Source organism: Pseudomonas sp. AMR01 (genome assembly GCF_041946035.1).
GTDB classification, from domain to species: domain Bacteria; phylum Pseudomonadota; class Gammaproteobacteria; order Pseudomonadales; family Pseudomonadaceae; genus Aquipseudomonas; species Aquipseudomonas antarctica_B.
In genome coordinates, this window is sequence record NZ_JAUTYR010000005.1 from 193956 (window position 1) to 212384 (window position 18429).

16 protein-coding genes and 1 tRNA gene are annotated in these 18429 nt (G+C 59.7%); 4 read left to right on the forward strand and 13 right to left on the reverse strand.

Features of this window, described 5'->3' with window-relative positions; translation table 11 throughout:
- Positions 1-56 precede the first annotated feature (56 nt).
- The gene (locus tag Q7C20_RS07425) at positions 57-956 is read right to left on the reverse strand and encodes a LysR family transcriptional regulator (RefSeq protein ID WP_348059730.1); all 900 of its coding nucleotides are present in this window, start codon (positions 954-956) and stop codon (positions 57-59) included.
- 209 nt (positions 957-1165) lie between these two features.
- Between Q7C20_RS07425 and Q7C20_RS07430 the strand changes: the two genes are divergently transcribed.
- The 4 genes from Q7C20_RS07430 to Q7C20_RS07445 all read left to right on the forward strand — a co-directional run bounded on the left by Q7C20_RS07430 (position 1166) and on the right by Q7C20_RS07445 (position 3582).
- Complete coding sequence (locus Q7C20_RS07430) at positions 1166-2428, forward strand: aspartate aminotransferase family protein (protein ID WP_375066590.1); 1263 nt, start codon at positions 1166-1168, stop codon at positions 2426-2428.
- A 231-nt stretch (positions 2429-2659) separates the two neighbouring features.
- Positions 2660-3025: a type II toxin-antitoxin system RelE/ParE family toxin gene (locus Q7C20_RS07435; protein WP_375066632.1), complete on the forward strand. Its 366-nt coding sequence runs from the start codon at positions 2660-2662 to the stop codon at positions 3023-3025.
- A complete protein-coding gene (locus tag Q7C20_RS07440; RefSeq protein WP_375066591.1) occupies positions 3009-3329 on the forward strand; it encodes a helix-turn-helix domain-containing protein in 321 nt (106 codons plus the stop codon). Before Q7C20_RS07435 ends, Q7C20_RS07440 begins: the two co-directional genes overlap by 17 nt.
- Positions 3330-3423: 94 nt before the next feature.
- Positions 3424-3582 (forward strand): YqaE/Pmp3 family membrane protein, encoded by a 159-nt coding sequence (locus Q7C20_RS07445; RefSeq protein WP_010207008.1) that lies wholly within the window; start codon positions 3424-3426, stop codon positions 3580-3582.
- A 5-nt stretch (positions 3583-3587) separates the two neighbouring features.
- Here Q7C20_RS07445 and pqqE read toward each other — a convergent pair whose 3' ends face one another.
- The 12 genes from pqqE to rpoD form a co-directional block, all read right to left on the reverse strand.
- Positions 3588-4718, reverse strand: a complete 1131-nt coding sequence (gene pqqE, locus Q7C20_RS07450) for a pyrroloquinoline quinone biosynthesis protein PqqE (RefSeq protein WP_375066592.1) — start codon at positions 4716-4718, stop codon at positions 3588-3590.
- On the reverse strand, positions 4711-4986 hold the full coding sequence (gene pqqD / locus Q7C20_RS07455; protein WP_375066593.1) for a pyrroloquinoline quinone biosynthesis peptide chaperone PqqD: 276 nt from the start codon (positions 4984-4986) through the stop codon (positions 4711-4713). The genes pqqE and pqqD overlap by 8 nt, the downstream gene beginning before the upstream one ends.
- Positions 4983-5735, reverse strand: coding sequence for a pyrroloquinoline-quinone synthase PqqC (gene pqqC, locus Q7C20_RS07460; protein ID WP_348059722.1), 753 nt, complete (start codon positions 5733-5735; stop codon positions 4983-4985). Before pqqC ends, pqqD begins: the two co-directional genes overlap by 4 nt.
- An 11-nt stretch (positions 5736-5746) precedes the next feature.
- On the reverse strand, positions 5747-6658 hold the full coding sequence (gene pqqB / locus Q7C20_RS07465) for a pyrroloquinoline quinone biosynthesis protein PqqB (protein WP_375066594.1): 912 nt from the start codon (positions 6656-6658) through the stop codon (positions 5747-5749).
- A gap of 71 nt (positions 6659-6729) precedes the next feature.
- Positions 6730-6804: a pyrroloquinoline quinone precursor peptide PqqA gene (gene pqqA / locus Q7C20_RS07470; protein WP_003194766.1), complete on the reverse strand. Its 75-nt coding sequence runs from the start codon at positions 6802-6804 to the stop codon at positions 6730-6732.
- Positions 6805-6977: 173 nt separating this feature from the next.
- On the reverse strand, positions 6978-9323 hold the full coding sequence (gene pqqF / locus Q7C20_RS07475; protein WP_375066633.1) for a pyrroloquinoline quinone biosynthesis protein PqqF: 2346 nt from the start codon (positions 9321-9323) through the stop codon (positions 6978-6980).
- A gap of 48 nt (positions 9324-9371) precedes the next feature.
- On the reverse strand, positions 9372-10166 hold the full coding sequence (locus Q7C20_RS07480; RefSeq protein ID WP_375066595.1) for a carbon-nitrogen hydrolase family protein: 795 nt from the start codon (positions 10164-10166) through the stop codon (positions 9372-9374).
- A gap of 10 nt (positions 10167-10176) precedes the next feature.
- Complete coding sequence (locus Q7C20_RS07485) at positions 10177-11859, reverse strand: flavin monoamine oxidase family protein (RefSeq protein ID WP_375066634.1); 1683 nt, start codon at positions 11857-11859, stop codon at positions 10177-10179.
- Between the two features lie 167 nt (positions 11860-12026).
- Positions 12027-12473 carry an Lrp/AsnC family transcriptional regulator gene (locus Q7C20_RS07490; protein WP_375066596.1) on the reverse strand — a complete coding sequence of 149 codons (447 nt, stop codon included), beginning with the start codon at positions 12471-12473 and terminating at the stop codon, positions 12027-12029.
- An 87-nt stretch (positions 12474-12560) separates the two neighbouring features.
- A tRNA-Ile gene (locus tag Q7C20_RS07495) sits at positions 12561-12637 on the reverse strand.
- Between the two features lie 17 nt (positions 12638-12654).
- On the reverse strand, positions 12655-16398 hold the full coding sequence (locus Q7C20_RS07500) for an EAL domain-containing protein (RefSeq protein WP_375066597.1): 3744 nt from the start codon (positions 16396-16398) through the stop codon (positions 12655-12657).
- Between the two features lie 121 nt (positions 16399-16519).
- Positions 16520-18370 carry an RNA polymerase sigma factor RpoD gene (gene rpoD, locus Q7C20_RS07505; protein ID WP_375066598.1) on the reverse strand — a complete coding sequence of 617 codons (1851 nt, stop codon included), beginning with the start codon at positions 18368-18370 and terminating at the stop codon, positions 16520-16522.
- Between the last annotated feature and the right edge of the window lie 59 nt (positions 18371-18429).

Below are 18429 nucleotides of genomic sequence, written 5' to 3' on the forward strand. Positions count from 1 at the left end.
GGGAAACAGTCTGCAAAGCCCCGCTTCGGCGGGGTTTTCTTTTGCCTGCGAAAAAGTCAGGCGGTTGCCTGCGGGGCATTCATCACGTCTTCCAGCAAAGTGCGCAGCAACGCCACCGTCGCCTGCTGGCGCTGCACATCGCGGCACACCAAACCTACCTTCAGCGGCACCCTTGGCTCACTCAAGGGCTTCCACAGCAATGCCTTGCTGTTGTGTATGTCTTGGGAGCGCCCCGGCAGCACCGTTGCCAGCTTGGTATGGGGCAGGCTGTCGAGAATCCCCACCATCGTATTCAGCTCCGCCTGCACTTGCGGGCGGCGCCCCAGGTTTGCAAGCTGGCCTTGCCAGATTTGCCGGACCTGAAACTCCTCCCCCAACAGCAGCATCGGCAACTCGGCCGCCTGTTTCAGTGATACTTTCTTGAACGCCCGCAACGGATGGTCTTCAGGGATCACCACCTTCAGCTCATCCTCATACAACAGCACACCCGTTAAGCCCGGCTGGCGTGGCGGCAAATAGCTGATGCCGATATCCAGCGAGCCATTGAGCAGGCGCCGTTCAATCTCAAGCCCGGTCAATTCGTAAATCTGCACCACCAGATGGGGCTGTGCCTTGCGCACGCGCTCCAGCATTTGCGGGACCAGGCTGGTGTGCACGGTTTGCAGCACGCCGATGGCCAGCGTGCGCATCGCCTGGCCCTTGAAGTTGCGCAAGGCTTCGACGGCCTGTTGCATGCCATCGATCAGCGGCAGCGCGTGGTTGTACAGCGTATGCGCGGCCAGCGTTGGCAGCAGGCGCTTGCTGCTGCGCTCAAACAGGCCGACATCTAGGTTCTGTTCCAGCTGGCGAATTTGCTGCGACAGGGCCGGCTGAGAGATCGAAAGGCGCTCTGCGGCACGGCCTACGTGGCCTTCCTCATACACCGCGACGAAATAACGCAGTTGCTTGAAATCCATAAGACTTACTTATCGAAAAAGCTGGAAAATCGAAATGGCCGTTGGCCCCCTGGACGCCTAGTCTAGCGCCAATTCGCAGGGCTTACAGGGCCGGATCGGGCAATGAATAGCGTTTATGTTGACGGCATTTACATAGGCAAGGCAACAAACCTCCAGGCAGGGTTGGCAGGGGTTAACGACGAAGGTCCGGTTGCCGAAAGAGGTGAACTGTGAACCTGTTTCGCCGCCCCACGCCGAGCCTCGACGATCTGATCCTTGATGCCCCGCGCGATGACCTTTCCAGCGAATGCTTGATGCCCACTGTGGCGCGCCCGCCGCACGTGTTCGTCAGCGGTGAAGGGTCGTGGCTGTCGGACAGCGATGACCGTGCCTACCTGGATTTCAGTCAGGGCGGCGCCGCCAATAGCCTCGGCCACAGCTCGCCCGAAGTACTCAGCGCCTTGGCCGAGCAGATGCACGTGTTGATCAACCCCGGGATTGGCGTTTACAACCGAGCGCAACTCAACCTCGTCGACCGCCTGTGCCATCACACCGGCAGCGACCAGGCGTACCTGCTCAATAGCGGCGCGGAGGCCTGTGAAGCCGCGATCAAGCTGGCGCGCAAATGGGGCCAGCTGCATCGCGGCGGCGCTCACCACATCATTACCGCCAGCGGCGGCTGCCATGGCCGCAGCCTTGCCGCGATGGCGGCGTCGGCAGGCTCGCGCGACAATCGTTTCGAACCGCAACTGCCGGGGTTCAGCCACGTTCCCTTCAACGACCTGACGGCCTTGCACGCTGCGGTCGATGCACAAACAGTCGCCATCCTGCTGGAGCCGATTCAGGGCGCAGCCGGTGTAATCCCCGCGACCGAACAGTACCTCAAAGGCGTTGAACGGCTGTGCCGCGAACTGGGTATTTTGCTGATCCTCGATGAAGTGCAAACGGGCATTGGCCGCTGTGGCTCCCTGCTCGTGGAGGAACAGTACGGCGTACGCGCCGACATCATCACCCTCGGCAAAGGCCTGGGCGGTGGCGTGCCGTTGGCGGCACTTTTGGCGCGAGGCAAGGCCTGTTGCTTTGAAGTGGGAGAGCTGGAAGGTACGCATCACGGCAACGCGCTGATGGCGGCCGCCGGCATCGCAGTCCTCGACGCGGTGCTGGAAAGCGGCTTTCTTGAGCACGTCCGCGAATCCGGCCTCTACATGGGCGAAGGCCTCTCGCGGGTGGCCTATCGTTACGACCATGGGCAATTGCGCGGCAACGGGCTGATGTGGGGCCTGACCCTGTCAGACGATTCTGCGGATGCTGTGGTAAAGGCTGCGCTGCACGAAGGTTTGATCCTCACCGCACCGCAGCCCAACTGTGTGCGTTTTACCCCCGCCCTGAACGTCAGCAAAAGCCACATCGACGAAATGCTCCAGCGCCTGGGGCGAGCCTTTGCGCGTGTACGCACCGCTCAACTGCAATGCCGCAAGGGCATCGCGGTTTAAACCTGTTTCCTGAACCGTCTCGCGACCTACGCGGCGCCCTCAGCCTGATTCTTTTGGCTGGGGGCGTTTTTTTGGATGAAATTTTTGGATTGAAAATGTTGATTGAGCGGCACTGAAAACAATGGCCTTGTAGCGGGCGTCGGCAAGGACTGCCGGTTGGGCGCGAAGATTTTATCGTGCTCCATTTCTAATCTATACCACTGGGTGGTATGTTTGTGGGAAGGGATATCCATGAAGCTGAGGTTGTTCAAAACTGGCTATTTTGCTAATGCGGCCAGTCGGGCCTGGATTTGTGATTCGGAGTTGAGAGAGGCATTTGGCGAAATGCTCAAGGGCCAAGCGGATAACCTGGGAGGTGGTGTATGGAAAAAGCGCCTCAACCAGAATCGACATCGTTCTATTGTGTTAGCCAAGGGCAGGCATTACTGGGTTTATCAGCATCTATTTGCCAAGCAGGATCAAAGCAATATCAGTGAAAAGGATTTGATCTGGTTTCGAACGATGGCAAAAACCTATGAATGCTTAAACGAAACACAAGTCCAGCAACTACTGGATTTAAGGGAGTTTGTGGAGATCCATCATGATCAAAAAATATGAAAGTGGAGCGCTGGAGTCGATCCACAAATCTGCCGTAGCACTTTATTCAATTGGCGCTATCAGCAAAACCACGCTTCGTGAATATGACGAAGCATGCTTGTCTACCGTTCCGGAACAAATCCCGGCCGAACAGATCAAGCAGCTTCGCGAAAACAGCCACGTCAGCCAGCCGGTATTCGCCCGTTACCTCAACACCAGTGCCTCTACCGTAAAAAAGTGGGAGTCCGGTGAAAAACAACCCAGCGGCATGGCGCTCAAGTTGCTGAGTATCGTTCAGAAGCATGGTCTGGAAATTCTGGCCTGAAGATGGCCCAACGCCAGATCCCACTGAACCCTCACGAACCGCCAAGGTCGATTAGCTACACGGCTCACACGAGCCGACTTTTTGGAGCTGACCCATGGATATTATTCGTATCATCATCGCCATTCTGCTGCCGCCATTGGGTGTGTTCCTGCAAGTGGGTTTTGCCGGCGCGTTCTGGTTGAATATTCTGCTGACCTTGTGCGGTTATTTCCCAGGCATCATCCACGCGGTGTACATCATCGCCAAGCGCTGAGGCTGTCAGCCTTTTGCGATGAGCCGTGAGTTGCGCTCGTTGCGAAAGGCCAACTGCTCGATGGTCTGGGTGGCGTGTTCGGCTTCTTCCCGTGCTTGCAGGATGATGCCGTGCTGCTCGGATTTGCTGCACACCGGGTCGGCGTTGCTGGCGTCGCCGGTGAGCATGAACGCCTGGCAGCGACAGCCGCCGAAGTCCTTTTCCTTCTCGTCGCATGAGCGACAGGGCTCGGGCATCCAGTCGTAGCCGCGAAAGCGGTTGAAGCCAAACGAGTCGTACCAGATGTGCTGCATGCTGTGATCGCGCACATTGGGAAATTGCACCGGCATTTGTCGGGCGCCGTGACAGGGCAGGGCGGTTCCGTCCGGTGTGACGGTTAGAAAGATGCTGCCCCAGCCATTCATACAGGCCTTTGGGCGTTCTTCGTAGTAATCCGGTGTGACAAAAATCAGCTTACACGGATGGCCTTCGGCTTCGAGTTTGGCGCGGTATTCGTTGGTGATCCGTTCGGCGCGCACCAGTTGGTCCTGAGTCGGCAACAACCCCACACGATTGAGCTGCGCCCAACCGTAGAACTGGCACGTGGCGAGTTCGACGAAGTCTGCTTCCAGCGCGATGCACAGCTCAATGATGCGGTCGATTTTGTCGATATTGTGCCGATGGGTCACAAAGTTCAGCACCATCGGGTAGCCGTGAGCCTTCACTGCGCGGGCCATTTCGAGCTTTTGCGCGAAGGCTTTTTTCGAGCCGGCCAGCAGATTATTCACCTGTTCATCGCTAGCCTGAAAGCTGATCTGGATATGGTCCAGGCCAGCCTTTTTGAAGTCGCTGATTTTCTGCTCGGTCAGGCCAATACCGGACGTAATCAAGTTGGTATAAAACCCAAGCTTGCGTGCCTCGGCGATCAGCTCAGCCAAGTCCTGGCGCACCAACGGCTCACCGCCGGAAAAGCCCAGCTGCGCGGCGCCCATCTCCCGCGCTTCGCGAAATACCTTGATCCACTGTTCGGTACTCAGCTCTTTACCCTGCTCGGCGAAATCCAGCGGATTCGAGCAGTACGGGCATTGCAGCGGGCAGCGGTATGTCAGCTCGGCGAGCAGCCACAGCGGCAGGCCGATGGGCGGTTTTTCAGGCAAGAGTGATCCAGTGCTCAACACAGGCGACCTCCATGAATTGCTCGATGTCTTCACCGAGTTCAGGCACGCCGGGGAACTGCTTATCCAGCTCAGCGATAATGGCAGCCACGTCACGCTCGCCGTCGATCAGGCCGCCGATCAGCGCGGCACTGTCGTTGAGCTTGATCATGCCTTCGGGGTAGAGCAACACATGGCCTTTTTGCGCCGGTTCGTACTGATAGCGATAGCCCTGACGCCAGGTCGGTTTTCGGCTGCGATCAAAGCTCATAGGGTGATCCCTTTATGCCAGACCCGCTGCTCGGTCACGCTGTGATACGGCGGGCGTTTGAGTTCATAGGCCATGCTCATGGCGTCGAGCATGCTCCACAGGATGTCGAGTTTGAACTGGAGAATCTCCAGCATGCGCTCCTGGCCTTCGCGGGTGGTGTAGTGCTGCAGAGTGATAGCCAAACCGTGTTCCACATCGCGTCGGGCCTGGCCCAGGCGAGTGCGGAAATACTCGTAGCCGGTAGGGTCGATCCACGGGTAATGCTGCGGCCAACTGTCGAGGCGCGACTGGTGGATCTGCGGGGCGAACAACTCGGTCAGCGAGCTGCTGGCGGCTTCCTGCCAGCTGGCGCGGCGGGCGAAGTTGACGTAGGCATCCACGGCGAAACGCACGCCAGGCAGCACCAGTTCCTGGGAACGCAACTGGTCGGGGTCGAGGCCGACCGCCTGGCCCAGACGCAACCAGGCTTCGATGCCGCCGTCTTCACCGGGCGCACCGTCGTGGTCCAGCAGGCGCTGAATCCATTCGCGACGGATCTCGCGGTCCGGGCAGTTGGCCAGAATCGCCGCGTCTTTCAGCGGGATGTTCACCTGATAGTAAAAACGGTTCGCGACCCAACCCTGGATTTGCTCGCGGGTGGCGCGGCCTTCATACATCGCCACGTGGTACGGGTGATGGATATGGTAGAAGGCGCCTTTGGCCCGCAAGGCGGCTTCGAACTCAACAGGGGTTAATGGCGTGTCAGTCATGTGGTTCGCTCCTACAATTCAATGCTCATGCCGTCGTAAGCCACTTCGACATTGCGCCGCACCAGTTCCGCTCGCTCGGGGGAATCTTCATCAAGGATCGGGTTGGTGTTGTTGATGTGGATAAGCACTTTGCGCTGCTCGGGCAGTTGCTCTAGCACTTCGAGCATGCCGCCGGGGCCGTTCTGTGCCAGGTGGCCCATCTCGCGCCCGGTGCGGGTGCCGACGCCACGGCGCTGCATTTCATCGTCGTCCCACATCGTGCCGTCCACCAGCAGGCAGTCGCTGCCGGCCATGATATCGAGCAGTGGCGCGTCGACTTTGCCCAGGCCAGGGGCGTAAAACAATTTGCCGCCGGTGCGCAGGTCTTCGACGATCAGGCCGATGTTGTCGCCCGGGTGCGGGTCGAAGCGATGTGGCGAGTAAGGCGGCGCGGCGCTGCGCAGGGGCAGCGGAGTGAAACGCAAGTTCGGGCACGCCGGGATGGTGAAACTGGCGTCCAGCTCGATGCGGTTCCAGGCCAGGCCGCCGTTCCAGTGGGTGAGCATGGTGAACAGCGGAAAGCCGGTGCTGAGGTCCTCATGGACCATGTCGGTGCACCACACCTGGTGCGGGCAGCCTTCGCGCAGGCTCAACAGGCCGGTGGTGTGGTCGATCTGGCTGTCCATCAGAATGATCGCGCTGATCCCGGTGTCACGCAGCGCGCGGCCGGGTTGCATTGGCGCAAAGCCTTGCAGTTGCGCACGAATATCCGGCGAGGCATTGCACAGTACCCAGTTCACGCCGTCGTCGGAGATGGCGATGGATGACTGTGTGCGCGCATGAGCCCGCAGGCTGCCGTCGCGAAAACCCGCGCAGTTCACGCAGTTGCAGTTCCACTGCGGGAAGCCACCGCCAGCGGCGGAACCTAGAATCTGGACAAACATGATTGCTCCATCACGCAAAGCTCAAAACAAAAACGCCCCGGGCGAACCGAGGCGTTGTAGTACTCAGCCGATCAACGGCTGGCGAAGTACATGGTGACTTCGAAGCCGATGCGCAGATCGGTATAAGCAGGTTTGGACCAGGTCATATTCATACTCCTATCAAGGGATGGGACTTTCACTACCAAGCAATACATATAGTCCACCTCCAGTCGGAGATGTTCAGATGGTGCGTGGGAATATTACTCAATTCTTTTCAAGTTAGCGCTGTCTTGATGGCAAAAGCCTGTTGCACGGCTGGCAATGATCAGCCGCCAGTTTGTCAAAAAAACGACGGGCGCGGGCCATTTGCCACGCAGCGCCAGCCGCCTGTGGTGTCGTTGAGTTGCCTGGCGGCGTGGGTTAACGCTTCGCGGGTACAGGTTTGGATCAGTTGCTGAAGCTGATCCAGATACCCCGACGGATGGCCCGCCAAGTGGGCGTGCCAGAGCAGGTCGGCGGCCTGGGCGAGGGGCAACTCGTTGAATTGTTGCGCCAAGTTGCTGTTGCCCAAGTCGATGCTGCTTTCGATCAACGACGGCAGTTGCTTCAGGAAGTTTTGCAGGTAGTCGAGGATTCCCTCCAGAGAAGCGCTGGGCGATTGCACGCCAAACAGCAACCCGGTTTGCCCGTTGATCTGGCGGATGCCGCTGAATACCGCGTAGCCGATTTGCAGTTCCACACGCAGGCGTTGGTAGAACGGCCCCTGGAGCAAATGCCCAAGCAGGCGCCAGGCCGCTTCATCGGCCACAGAGTGGGTCGGGGTCGGGCAGAACAGCAGCAATGCGGCTTCGCTGGTGTCGGTGTTCACTTCGTGCCAAATGTGCTGGCCGTCGATGGCGGGGGCTGTGTATTCACTGTCTGCTGGCAGCCCAGGCAAGCGCGCCGCAGCAGTTTTGATCGCCGCTTCGCAGGCAGGAGGTAAACCCACGCCAAGGCCTTGCCAGTGTGCGGTGGCCCATGAAGCGGGTGTCTCACTTTGCTCGGAATGAGCTGCACAGCAACCCGGTAATGCCTTGAGCAATTCCCGAATGGCAATCATGGGTGTCGCGGCGGCCGGTACTTCCAGTGGCTGACTCAGGCTCTGTGCCAACGCTTCCAGCACAGCCGGCATGGGTTCATGCAGGCCCACCAGTTTCACTAGCCAATCGTTGCCAATGCGTTCGAACGCCATGTCGACGCCTGCCTGACGGGCATTTTCGAGCAACGGCTGCAACGTGCTTTCCAAACCGGCAGGGGCGATGGCGTCGAACCGCCAGCGCAGATACAGCGCGCCTTCCTCGCTGTCATTCGCCAGTGCCTTGCTGAATGTGATTGCAGAAACGTCCCGCCGCCCCCGTGAACGGTCCTGCGCAAAGGTGCGCAAACCACGGTGGGCGCTGGTTTGGCCGCGAATCAAGCCCGCGCGATCACCCTTTACCGGTGGGCGCAGAAATGGGTTGTTCGCAGGTAACTGCCACGTGCGCTGGGCGGGTTGCAAGCGCAGTGACTCAAGCAGGCCGTTGAGGGCGACGACGCCGTGTTCTGAAAGGACATCCCGGTCATGCCGAGCCAAGGCTAGCGGCCCCAAGACCTGCTGCTGACGAGCGTTTACCCGCGCGAACTCTTCGCGCAGTGATGCCCAATCGCTCTGTGCGAAAAAGCTCAACCAGTCGTGCAGAAGCGCCTCAATTCGTATCGCCGAATCACCTTCAGTACCGAGGGTGAAATCAATATCCAGCACTGCCTGCCCAGCGAAGTGATACAGCACCGACGCCTGCAACGCGGTGGCCAGTTGTTGTGCTTTCAGTTCTGCGAGCAAGCCGCCGGGCGCTGAGGCATTCAGCCAAGTGCAGAGAAAGTCCAGGGCCTCGCGCGGCGCGTCACCGGTGATGACGTGGTGCAGGTGATTGTTGGCGGTGTATTGATAGCTCGGTGCTTGAGTGGGCATCAACGCGGGCGGGCTCGCCTGAAGGCGCGACGGCCCCGAGGTCAGCTGCTCGCTGAACGCTTGAGCCAACGCTTCCAGCTCATCCAATGGCTGGGGACCGGCAAGGCTTAAGGTCATCTGCCCGCTCTGGTAGAAGTGCGCGTGGAATTCCCGCAGTGCCTGCTGAAATGTCTCACGCTCCACCGGCAGACTGTCCCGGTTACCCGCATGAAAGCCCCGCAAGGGATGGTCCGACGCCAGGCCTTCCAGCAAAGAAACCTGCTGCTGCGCCCCAGCGTCCTGGGACCAGGCGACATACTCCGCCTGCAGCACTTCGCGCTCACGCAGTTGATCGTCGATCGCCAAGCGAGGATGGGTCAGCATGTCTGCCAGCCGCTCCAGGCCACCGGTAAACGTCGCCACCGGCAGTTCAAAGAAAAACTCCGTGGTGCGTTCACGGGTGCTGGCGTTGACCTGTCCACCGTGGCGCTGAACGTAAGCCATCAACCCTTCGCCGGTAGGAAACCGCTCAGTACCCAGAAACAGCAGATGCTCCAGAAAGTGTGCCAGCCCCGGCCACGCCAAGGGCACATCATGGCTGCCGGCCGCCACCCGCAAAACCGCCGCGCAGCGCTTCAAGCGCGGCGCATGGCGCAGGGAAACCCTCAGGCCATTGGCCAAGGTCAGGTGGAGGTGGTGAGGGTGGGCCGGCGCAAGCATGGACACTTCCGAAACGTAGAATGCGGCCATGTTAACAAACCGGCTGGATCAGGGCTTGTGCAGCGCGCCGTACAGCTCGGGCCGCCGGTCTTGCAGGTAGTGATTGGCGGCGCGAGCGTCGATGATCGATTGGCGATCCAGCGTGCCGACAATCAACGATTCATCCAGCCCCGCCTGTGCAATCCGCTGGCCGTTTGGCGCGGCAATACTGCTTTGCCCGCAGTACTGAATCTCGCCTTCGTGCCCGCAGTAATTGGCGTAGGCCACGTAGCACTGGTTTTCGAACGCCCTTGCTCGCACGGTGACGTCGGCGACAAAGTCGAACGGCACCATATTGGCCGTGGGCACCAGAATTACTTCGGCACCGGCCAGGGCCAGGCGGCGGGCGTTCTCCGGGAACTCCAGGTCGTAACAGATCAGGAAACCCAGCTTCCAGCCGTTGAGTTCCACCAATGGGAAGTCATCTTCCCCGGCGCTGAACATCGAGTGATCCAGATCGCCAAACAGATGAGTCTTGCGGTAGTTGCACAGGCGCTCGCCGTGGGCGTCGATCAACTGCACGGCGTTGTAAATCTGCCCGTCCTCGGCCCGCTCCGGGTAACCGTACAGAATGGCCAGCCCGGCGCTTTTCGCCAGCTCGGCAATCACCTGCGCGCTGGGGCCGTCCGGCGCCTCGGCCAAGGCACCGACCGCTTCGGCCCCAATGTTGTAGCCAGTAAGAAACATCTCCGGCAACACCAGTACATCAGCATCGGACGCCTCGTGCGCCAGCGTATGCAAGCGCGCGAGGTTGCCCGCTACATCCAGCGGCAGCGGAGGGCATTGGTACAAGGCGACGCGCATGGTCAGCTCCTTAATCGGCGAGGGCGATCGGCCCGATATCGTCGAATACATCACCCGGGCCCGGGTTTTCTGCGTGGGTGCTGCCACCGAAGTGAGTCATGATGCCCCATACCGCGTTAAGCGATGTTTGCACCGCGCCTTCGACCCACGCCGGGGTCCAGGATACGTCGTCACCGGCGATGAAAATCCCGCGTTCCTCGGCAGGCATGTCCTTCTGCATAAAGTGCGCATACATGCGCTGGTTGTAGCGATAGTGGCCGGGCAATGCGCCTTTGAAGGCCCCCAGGAAGTGCGGGTCGGCTTCCCACGAAACAGTGATCGGGTCGCCGATGATGCGCGCCTTGATGTCGACTTTCGGGTAGATCTTTTTCAGTGCATCAAGGGCCAGCTTCACGCGTTTGTCGATAGGCTGGGGCAGCATCTTCAACGCGTCGCTCATCCACGAGTACGACAGGCAAATCACGCCGGGCTTGTCGTCACCGTTGTCGAACAGGTAGGTGCCACGGGTCAGGCGATCGGTGAGGGTCATGCTCATCAGGTCGCGGCCGGTTTCCGGGTCTTTGTCTTTCCAGAACGGGCGGTCGACCATCACAAAGGTCTTCGACGACTGCATGTAGCGCGTGCGGTCCAGGGCCATCCACATCTTTTGCGAGAACAGGGTTTCGTCGCATTCGATCTGGGTGGTCAGCAGCCAGCTCTGACAGGTGGTCAGCACGGCGGCGTATTCACGCGTGTCGCCGTAGTTGTCGGTCACCGCGAAGCGGCCATCGGCAGCGTGGGCAATGCGCTTCACGCCCGCCCGTGGCGCGCCCCGGTGCAGCGAGCTGAGGCTGGTGCCTTGCGGCCAATGCGCGCAGCGCTCCGGCACATGGCGCCAAATGCCCATGGGCACTTGCGCCACGCCGCCGACCACCAAGTGCTGGTGATCGTCGCAATTGGTCATCACCACGCGGAAGATTTCCAGCATCGAGTTGGGGAAGTCCGAATCCCAGCCGCCGGTGCCGAAGCCCACTTGGCCGAACACTTCACGGTGCAGGAACGACAGCTTTGCGAAGGCTTTGGAGGTGGCGACAAAATCGTAAAACGTGCGGTCATCCCACAGCGGCACCAGCTTGTTCCACAGTTCCTTGAGGCGCGGCACATCACGGTCGCGTATGGCTTGCTGGATATCGCCGAACTGCGAGCCGGCTTCCAAGGCATCGGCCCAGGCATCGGCGACTTCCTGGAACAGCACCGGCAAATCCGAGAGTTTTTGCGCGTAGTGGGTTTGGCCTTCGAGGTCGATGACGGTGCTGCCGGAAGCCGGCGTCAGCGGGTTAGGGAAGGGCTTGGTTTCCAGCCCGAGCTTGTCCACGTAGTGATAGAACGCGGTGGACGACACCGGGAAACGCATGCCGCCCAACTCGGCGATGATGCCTTCCGCACCTTCAAATGCCTGGGAGCGCAAGCGGCCGCCCATCTTCGAGGCTTCATACACCACCGGCTTGAGGCCCAGCTTCATCAGCTCGTAAGCGGCCACCAGCCCCGCGATCCCTGCGCCAACGATCGCCACTTCGGCGCCATGGTTGGCGACCGGAATGCTGCCCAGGCCGGCCGGATGTTCGATCCAGTCATCAAAGGCAAATGGGAAATCCGGGCCAAAGATGGTGATAGGTTTTTTACCGTCGCCAGGGTGGCGCTGGGGCTTGCTGATGCTGCTGGACGGAATGCTCATGGCTGACCTTACTGGCGACTCGGCGGGATTCGGCCCGTGGAGTATAGGAAAAGATTGCAGCCAGTTTAGGGAGCGTTGCGCTCGTTATTAAGACGCAATGTGTCGTCGGATTGAATTGATTTTAGTCAAAGTGACGATGTTATTGATCAGAGTGGCTGTCCGCGATCCAATTTGTTACTGAGGATGATCGACGTGGTGGTTTTCTCCACACCTTCGACGCTGCCGATCTGGTCCAGCAACTGATCCAACTGCTCCGGGGAATCGGTGCGCAGCCACGCCACGTAATCAAACTCGCCACTCACCGCACATAGCTGTTGAACCTGCGCCATGGCACTTAGCCGGCGCAGCACCTCCTTGCCCGAGCGCGCTTGCACCGTGATCCCGACATAAGCCTGCAAACCCCCGTCGACCACTCGCTGCCCGAGACGCACGCCGTAACCGGTGATCACCTGGGTTTTCTCCAGTCGCGCCAGGCGCGACGTTACCGTGGTGCGCGCGATACCCAACTGACGAGCGAGCATGGCCACGCTTTCGCGGGCGTTGATCTGCAGGGCGGCGATCAGTTGGCGGTCGATTTCATCGAGGACGGGCAAGGGTAGAGCTCCAGTGCGGGCGGCAGAGGGCTATATGTTACAGGCTTCCAGACACGCAAAAGCCGCGCAATGCGCGGCTTTCTTGTTTGGTGGGCCCACACGGACTTGAACCGTGGACCAAAGGATTATGAGTCCTCTGCTCTGACCAACTGAGCTATAGGCCCTTGTAACAGGTCGCGGATTATAACGACGGTTTCTCCACTGTGCCATCCGAAAAGTCTGAAACCCGCATATGAAGAAAACCCTCGGCAAAAAGCTCCGGCGGCAGGGGGAGGCTGACGATGTAGCCTTGCATCTGTTCACAGCCTTCGGCGGCCAGGAAAGCCTGTTGCGCGGGGTTTTCCACGCCTTCGGCGATGATGGTGAATTGCATGCTTTGGCCGAGGGCAATGATGGCGCGCACGATGGCGGCGTCGTGGGGGTCGTCGGGCAGGCCGCGTACGAAGGATTGGTCGATCTTCAGGAAGTCCAGCGGCAGGCGCTTGAGGTAGCTGAGGGATGAGTAGCCGGTGCCGAAGTCGTCGATGGCCAGTTGTACGCCGAGGTGTTTGAGTTGGTGCAGCACTTCCAGTGCTTCTTCGGCCTGGCTCATGATGAAGTTTTCGGTGATTTCCAATTGCAGGCAACCGGGCTCGAGCTTGTAGTCCCGCAGGAGCTGTTCGATGCGTGCCAGCAAGTTGGGGTTACGTAACTGCGCGCCGGCAAGGTTTACCGACAGCGGGCCGAAATCCTCAAAGGCCTCCTTCCACACGTGCATTTGTTGGCAAGCCTGCTCCAGGACCCAGTCGCCAATTTGCAGGATTGTGCCGTTTTCTTCGGCCAGGGCGATGAAATGCTCTGGCGGCACTTCGCCAAAGGTGGGGTGGTGCCAGCGAATCAGGGCTTCGGCGCCGATCAGTTCCTGGGTCAGCAAACTGAGTTTGGGTTGGTAGTAGAGGGTCAGCTCATCTCGCTCGATGGCGCGGCGCAGTTCGTGTTCCAGGGCCACGCGTTCGTTGGCCTGGGCGGTGAGGTCGCGGGTGTAGCATTCGACGCGGTTACGGCCTTTGGCCTTGGAGCGGTACATCGCGGCGTCGGCGTTTTTGACCAGGGTGGCGACGTCGGTGCCGTCCTCGGGGTAGAGGCTGGTGCCGATGCTGGCGCTGATAAAGAACTCGTGCTCGCCGGCCTGGAACGGTGGAGTGAAGCAGGCGAGTAGTTTGTTCGCCAGGTGCTGCGCGTCGCTGGCCTGTTGCAGGCCTGGCAGCAGGATGATGAATTCGTCCCCGCCCAGGCGCGCCACGGTGTCGATGTCGCGCAGTTGCTCCTTGAGCCGCACGGCGATGTCTTTGAGCAGCAGGTCGCCGACCGGGTGGCCGAGGCTGTCGTTGATGTGTTTGAAGCGGTCCAAGTCGAGAAACAGCACTGCGCCCTTTTTTCCGGTTTCCTGATGGCCATTGAGGGCCGCTTGCAACCGGCTTTCGAACAGCGTGCGGTTGGGCAGGCCGGTCAGGGGGTCGTGGTGCGCCTGGTAATCGAGGCGGGCCTGGGCCAGCTTGAGGCTGGAGATATCGGCAAATACGGCGACAAAGTGGGTGATCAATTGGTCGCGGTTGCGCACGGCGCTGATGGTCAGCCAACTGGGGTACAGCTCGCCATTTTTGCGGCGGTTGGAGATCTCGCCCTGCCAGTGGCCCTTGGCGGCTAACTGGTGCCACATGGCCGCGTAGAACGCGCTGTCGTGCAGGCCGGAGGCTAGCAGGCGAGGCGTTTGACCCAGTGCTTCGGCTTCGCTGTAGCCGGTGATTTCACTGAACGCGCGGTTCACCGCGCTAATGTTCTGACCGGTGTCGGTGATCAATACGCCTTCGGCGGTGCTCTCGAATACCGTTGCGGCCTGTTGCAGCTTTTCCTGCATGAGTTGGCGCTCGGTGATGTCCCTGGCAATGGTCAGCATGCAGTTGTCATCGCCAATGGGCAGTGGGCGGCTGGACAGCTCGCACAGGCGAATCTGGCCGTCGGCGCGGCGGATCTGGCAAACGAAATCCTGCACGAAACCATCGCGCTGCATCAGTTGCAGCATCTGTTTGCGTTCGTTGAGGTCGACCCAGATGCCCAACTCGAAGGCCGACTGATCAAGCGATGCAGCGCTGGTGAAACCGGTGAGACGACTGAAGCCTTCGTTCACTTCAATCAACAGCCCATCGCGCTGTCGGCTCAACAGCAGGCCGTCCGGTGACGCATGGAAGGCCTTGGCAAACTTCTCTTCAGAGGTTTGCAACTGTTGCCGGGTTTCCTTGAGCTGGGTGATATCCCGCACTACCACCACCAGGGCTTCGGTGGTGTCGAGTTGGAAGGCCTGGGCCGACATCAGCCCGGTGAAGGCTTGGCCGTTGCTGCGTCGAAACGGCATCTCCAGGTTGCGGATGCGGGTGGTCTGCACGCGTCGCAGCAGGTCCGGGCCGACGCCCTGAGTGCCCCAGATATTCAGCTCGGTGGCGGTTTTGCCCACCACATCCTCGGCGGTCAGGCCTATCTGGTCTTCAAAGGCTTTGTTGACCTCCAGCAAGCAGCCGTCGGACAGCCGCGCGATCACCAGAATGTCCGGGCATTGCTGGAACACCGAAGCAAATTTTTGCTCGGACAGTTGCAGCGCTTCCTCAGTGCGCTTGGCTTCGCTGATGTCGATCATCAAGCCGCGCAGCACGGGTTCGTGCCCATGCTCGATCAGGCTGACAATATCGCGTACCCATAAACAGCGGCTGTCGGCGGTGATCACTCGATAGTCAACGCTGTGGTCGCGGTTGGCGCGGGTTTCGCGGTAGCAATAGGCCTCGACGCGGGCCAGATCGGCCGGGTGGATGATGTTGCGCCAGAAACCCGGGATCAGCCAATGGGCGCGGGGGTAGCCGAGCAAATCCTCTGCATGGGGCGACACGTAGCTGTAGGTGAAGTCGGTGACGTTGGCTTCCCAGGCGATGGCGGACAGGCTCTCGACCAGGCCGCGATAATGGTATTCGCTGCTGCGCAGTTCTTGCTCAAGGGCGACCCGGCGGGAAATTTCTGAGCTGAGCCGACGATTAATCCGAATGACGATGGCGAGCACGATGCTCAATAGCAGCACGGCCGGCAGGCCGTACATCAACAGGTCGGCCCAAAAGGTGCGGTGGTCGGTGAAACTGCCCACCCAGCGTTGTTGAATGGCGTCAGTTTCGTCTGAACTGAGGTCGGCGAGCACCTTGTCCAAAATGCCCATCAGCGTTTTTTCATCGCGTGGTACGCCCATCGCCAGTTGATAGCGATAGGGCGTTTCACCACTGACGTACAAGCCATCGAGTTTGAGCTGGCGCAGGCTCCAGACGCTGGAGGCCAGGTCGCCGACCACTGCGTCCACTTCATCCGTGGCCAAGGCTTGCAGGGTTGAACTGACGTTGGGCATGGCGACCAGGTTGAGGTCGGGGTGGTGCGTGCGCAGCAATTCGTGGGGCGCGTAGTTTTCCACCACGGCAATCTTCAGTCCGTACAGGTCCTTGAGATTGCGCGGTTTCGCGCCGCCCTCATGGGCGAGGATAACAATCGGGAAGTCGAGATACGGGCGCGTGAAGGCCAGGAAGCTTTGGCGCTCCGGGGTGGACATGATGCCGGGCAGCAGGTCGACCTGGTTGTTTTTCGCCTGTTCAAGCACAGCGGTCCAATTCGGCGGCTCGATCAGCTTGATCCGTACGCCCAGGCGATCCTGGATCAGGCGCACATAATCGGCAGCCAGGCCTTGATAACGGCCATTTTCGTCACGGTATTCAAAAGGCGGCCAGGAAGTTTCCACTCCAAGGCGTAGCTCCTGATGGTCCGACAGCCAGACACGCTCATCATCAGTGAGAGTCAACGCGCCAGCCGTTGCGGTCCAGGTCAGCAGCGACAGCAGTAACACGGTCGGCAGTCTGGGCATAACGGTCTCGTTATGGCACGGGGAATGTTTCGAGTGTAGACGGGCATTGCGGAGGAGGGGGGCTGCGAAGAATTTAATCTGCAAAAAGCAAAACCCCCGGCCTGGGCCGGGGGTTCTGGTATCACTCGTCGAGGAAGGAGCGCAGATGCTCGCTTCGCGTCGGGTGGCGCAACTTGCGCAGCGCCTTGGCTTCGATCTGACGGATCCGCTCGCGGGTCACGTCAAACTGTTTACCGACTTCCTCAAGGGTGTGGTCGGTATTCATGTCGATGCCGAAGCGCATGCGCAGTACCTTGGCTTCACGGGCAGTGAGGCCGGACAGTACGTCGCGAGTCGCTTCTTTAAGGCTCTCAACAGTGGCGACATCGATTGGCGACTGCATGGTCGAGTCTTCGATGAAGTCACCCAGGTGGGAGTCTTCGTCATCACCAATCGGGGTTTCCATGGAGATCGGCTCTTTAGCGATCTTCAATACCTTACGGATTTTATCCTCAGGCATTTCCATGCGTTCGCCCAACTCTTCCGGGGTCGGTTCGCGACCCATTTCCTGCAACATCTGCCGGGAAATACGGTTGAGCTTGTTGATTGTCTCGATCATGTGCACCGGAATACGGATGGTGCGGGCCTGGTCGGCGATTGAGCGAGTGATCGCCTGACGGATCCACCAGGTGGCATAAGTCGAGAACTTGTAACCACGACGGTATTCGAACTTGTCCACAGCCTTCATCAAGCCGATGTTGCCTTCCTGGATCAGATCGAGGAATTGCAGGCCACGGTTGGTGTACTTCTTGGCGATGGAGATCACCAGACGCAAGTTCGCTTCAACCATCTCTTTCTTCGCGCGGCGGGCCTTGGCCTCACCGATCGACATGCGACGGTTGATGTCCTTGATCTCGGCAATCGTCAAACCGGTTTCGGTTTGCAGCGCGATCAGCTTTTGCTGGCAACGAATGATGTCCGGTTGCAGGCGGCCAATGGCTTCGGCGTATTTGCCTTTGCCCTTGGCGAGGCCATCGGACCAGCTTTCGTCTACTTCATTGCCCGGGAACTGGCGCAGGAAGTCGGCGCGCGGCATGCGTGCATCACGCACACACAGCTGCATGATTGCGCGTTCTTGTGCACGCAGACGCTCGAGGGCACTGCGAACACGCTCAACCAGGCCTTCGAATTGCTTCGGCACCAGCTTGATCGGCATGAACAGCTCAGCCAGCGCAACCAGCTCGGCAATCACCAACTTGTTGGCGCGACCGTGCTTTTTCAGGGCTTTGCGGGTGATTTCCATTTGATCGGAAACCGCACCGAAACGCTGGGCAGCAATGACCGGGTCCGGACCGCTTTCAACTTCATCTTCGTCGTCGCTGCTGGCTTCAGCATCGTCTTCTTCAGAATCGTCGTCGGCTTTAACGGCCTTCGGGTCGACAGGCGGCGGTACTTCGGCGGCAGGCGGCGCAATGCCGTCGTCCGGGTCGATGTAACCACTGAGAACGTCGGACAGGCGACCACCTTCGGTGGTAACGCGGGTGTACTCGGAGAGAATATGGTCAACCGTGCCAGGGAAGTGCGCAATTGCGCCCATCACTTCACGAATACCCTCTTCGATACGCTTGGCGATTTCGATTTCGCCTTCGCGTGTCAGCAGCTCGACGGTACCCATTTCACGCATATACATGCGCACAGGGTCGGTGGTACGACCGATATCGGTCTCCACAGCAGCCAGCGCGGCAGCCGCTTCTTCAGCGGCAGCCTCGTCGGTATCGGCGTCCGCCAGCATAAGAGAATCCTTATCTGGCGCAGCTTCGAATACGTTGATCCCCATGTCGTTAATCATGCGGATGATGTCTTCCACCTGCTCTGGATCTGAAATATCCTCAGGCAGGTGGTCGTTGACCTCCGCGTAAGTCAGGTAACCCTGCTCACGACCGAGAACGATCAACTCTTTGATACGAGACTGCTGTTGCGCTTTTCCGGACATAACACCCTATCCACTGAAGGTCTTGGCGGGCAAAAAACAAGCCGAGGATTATACCCGAG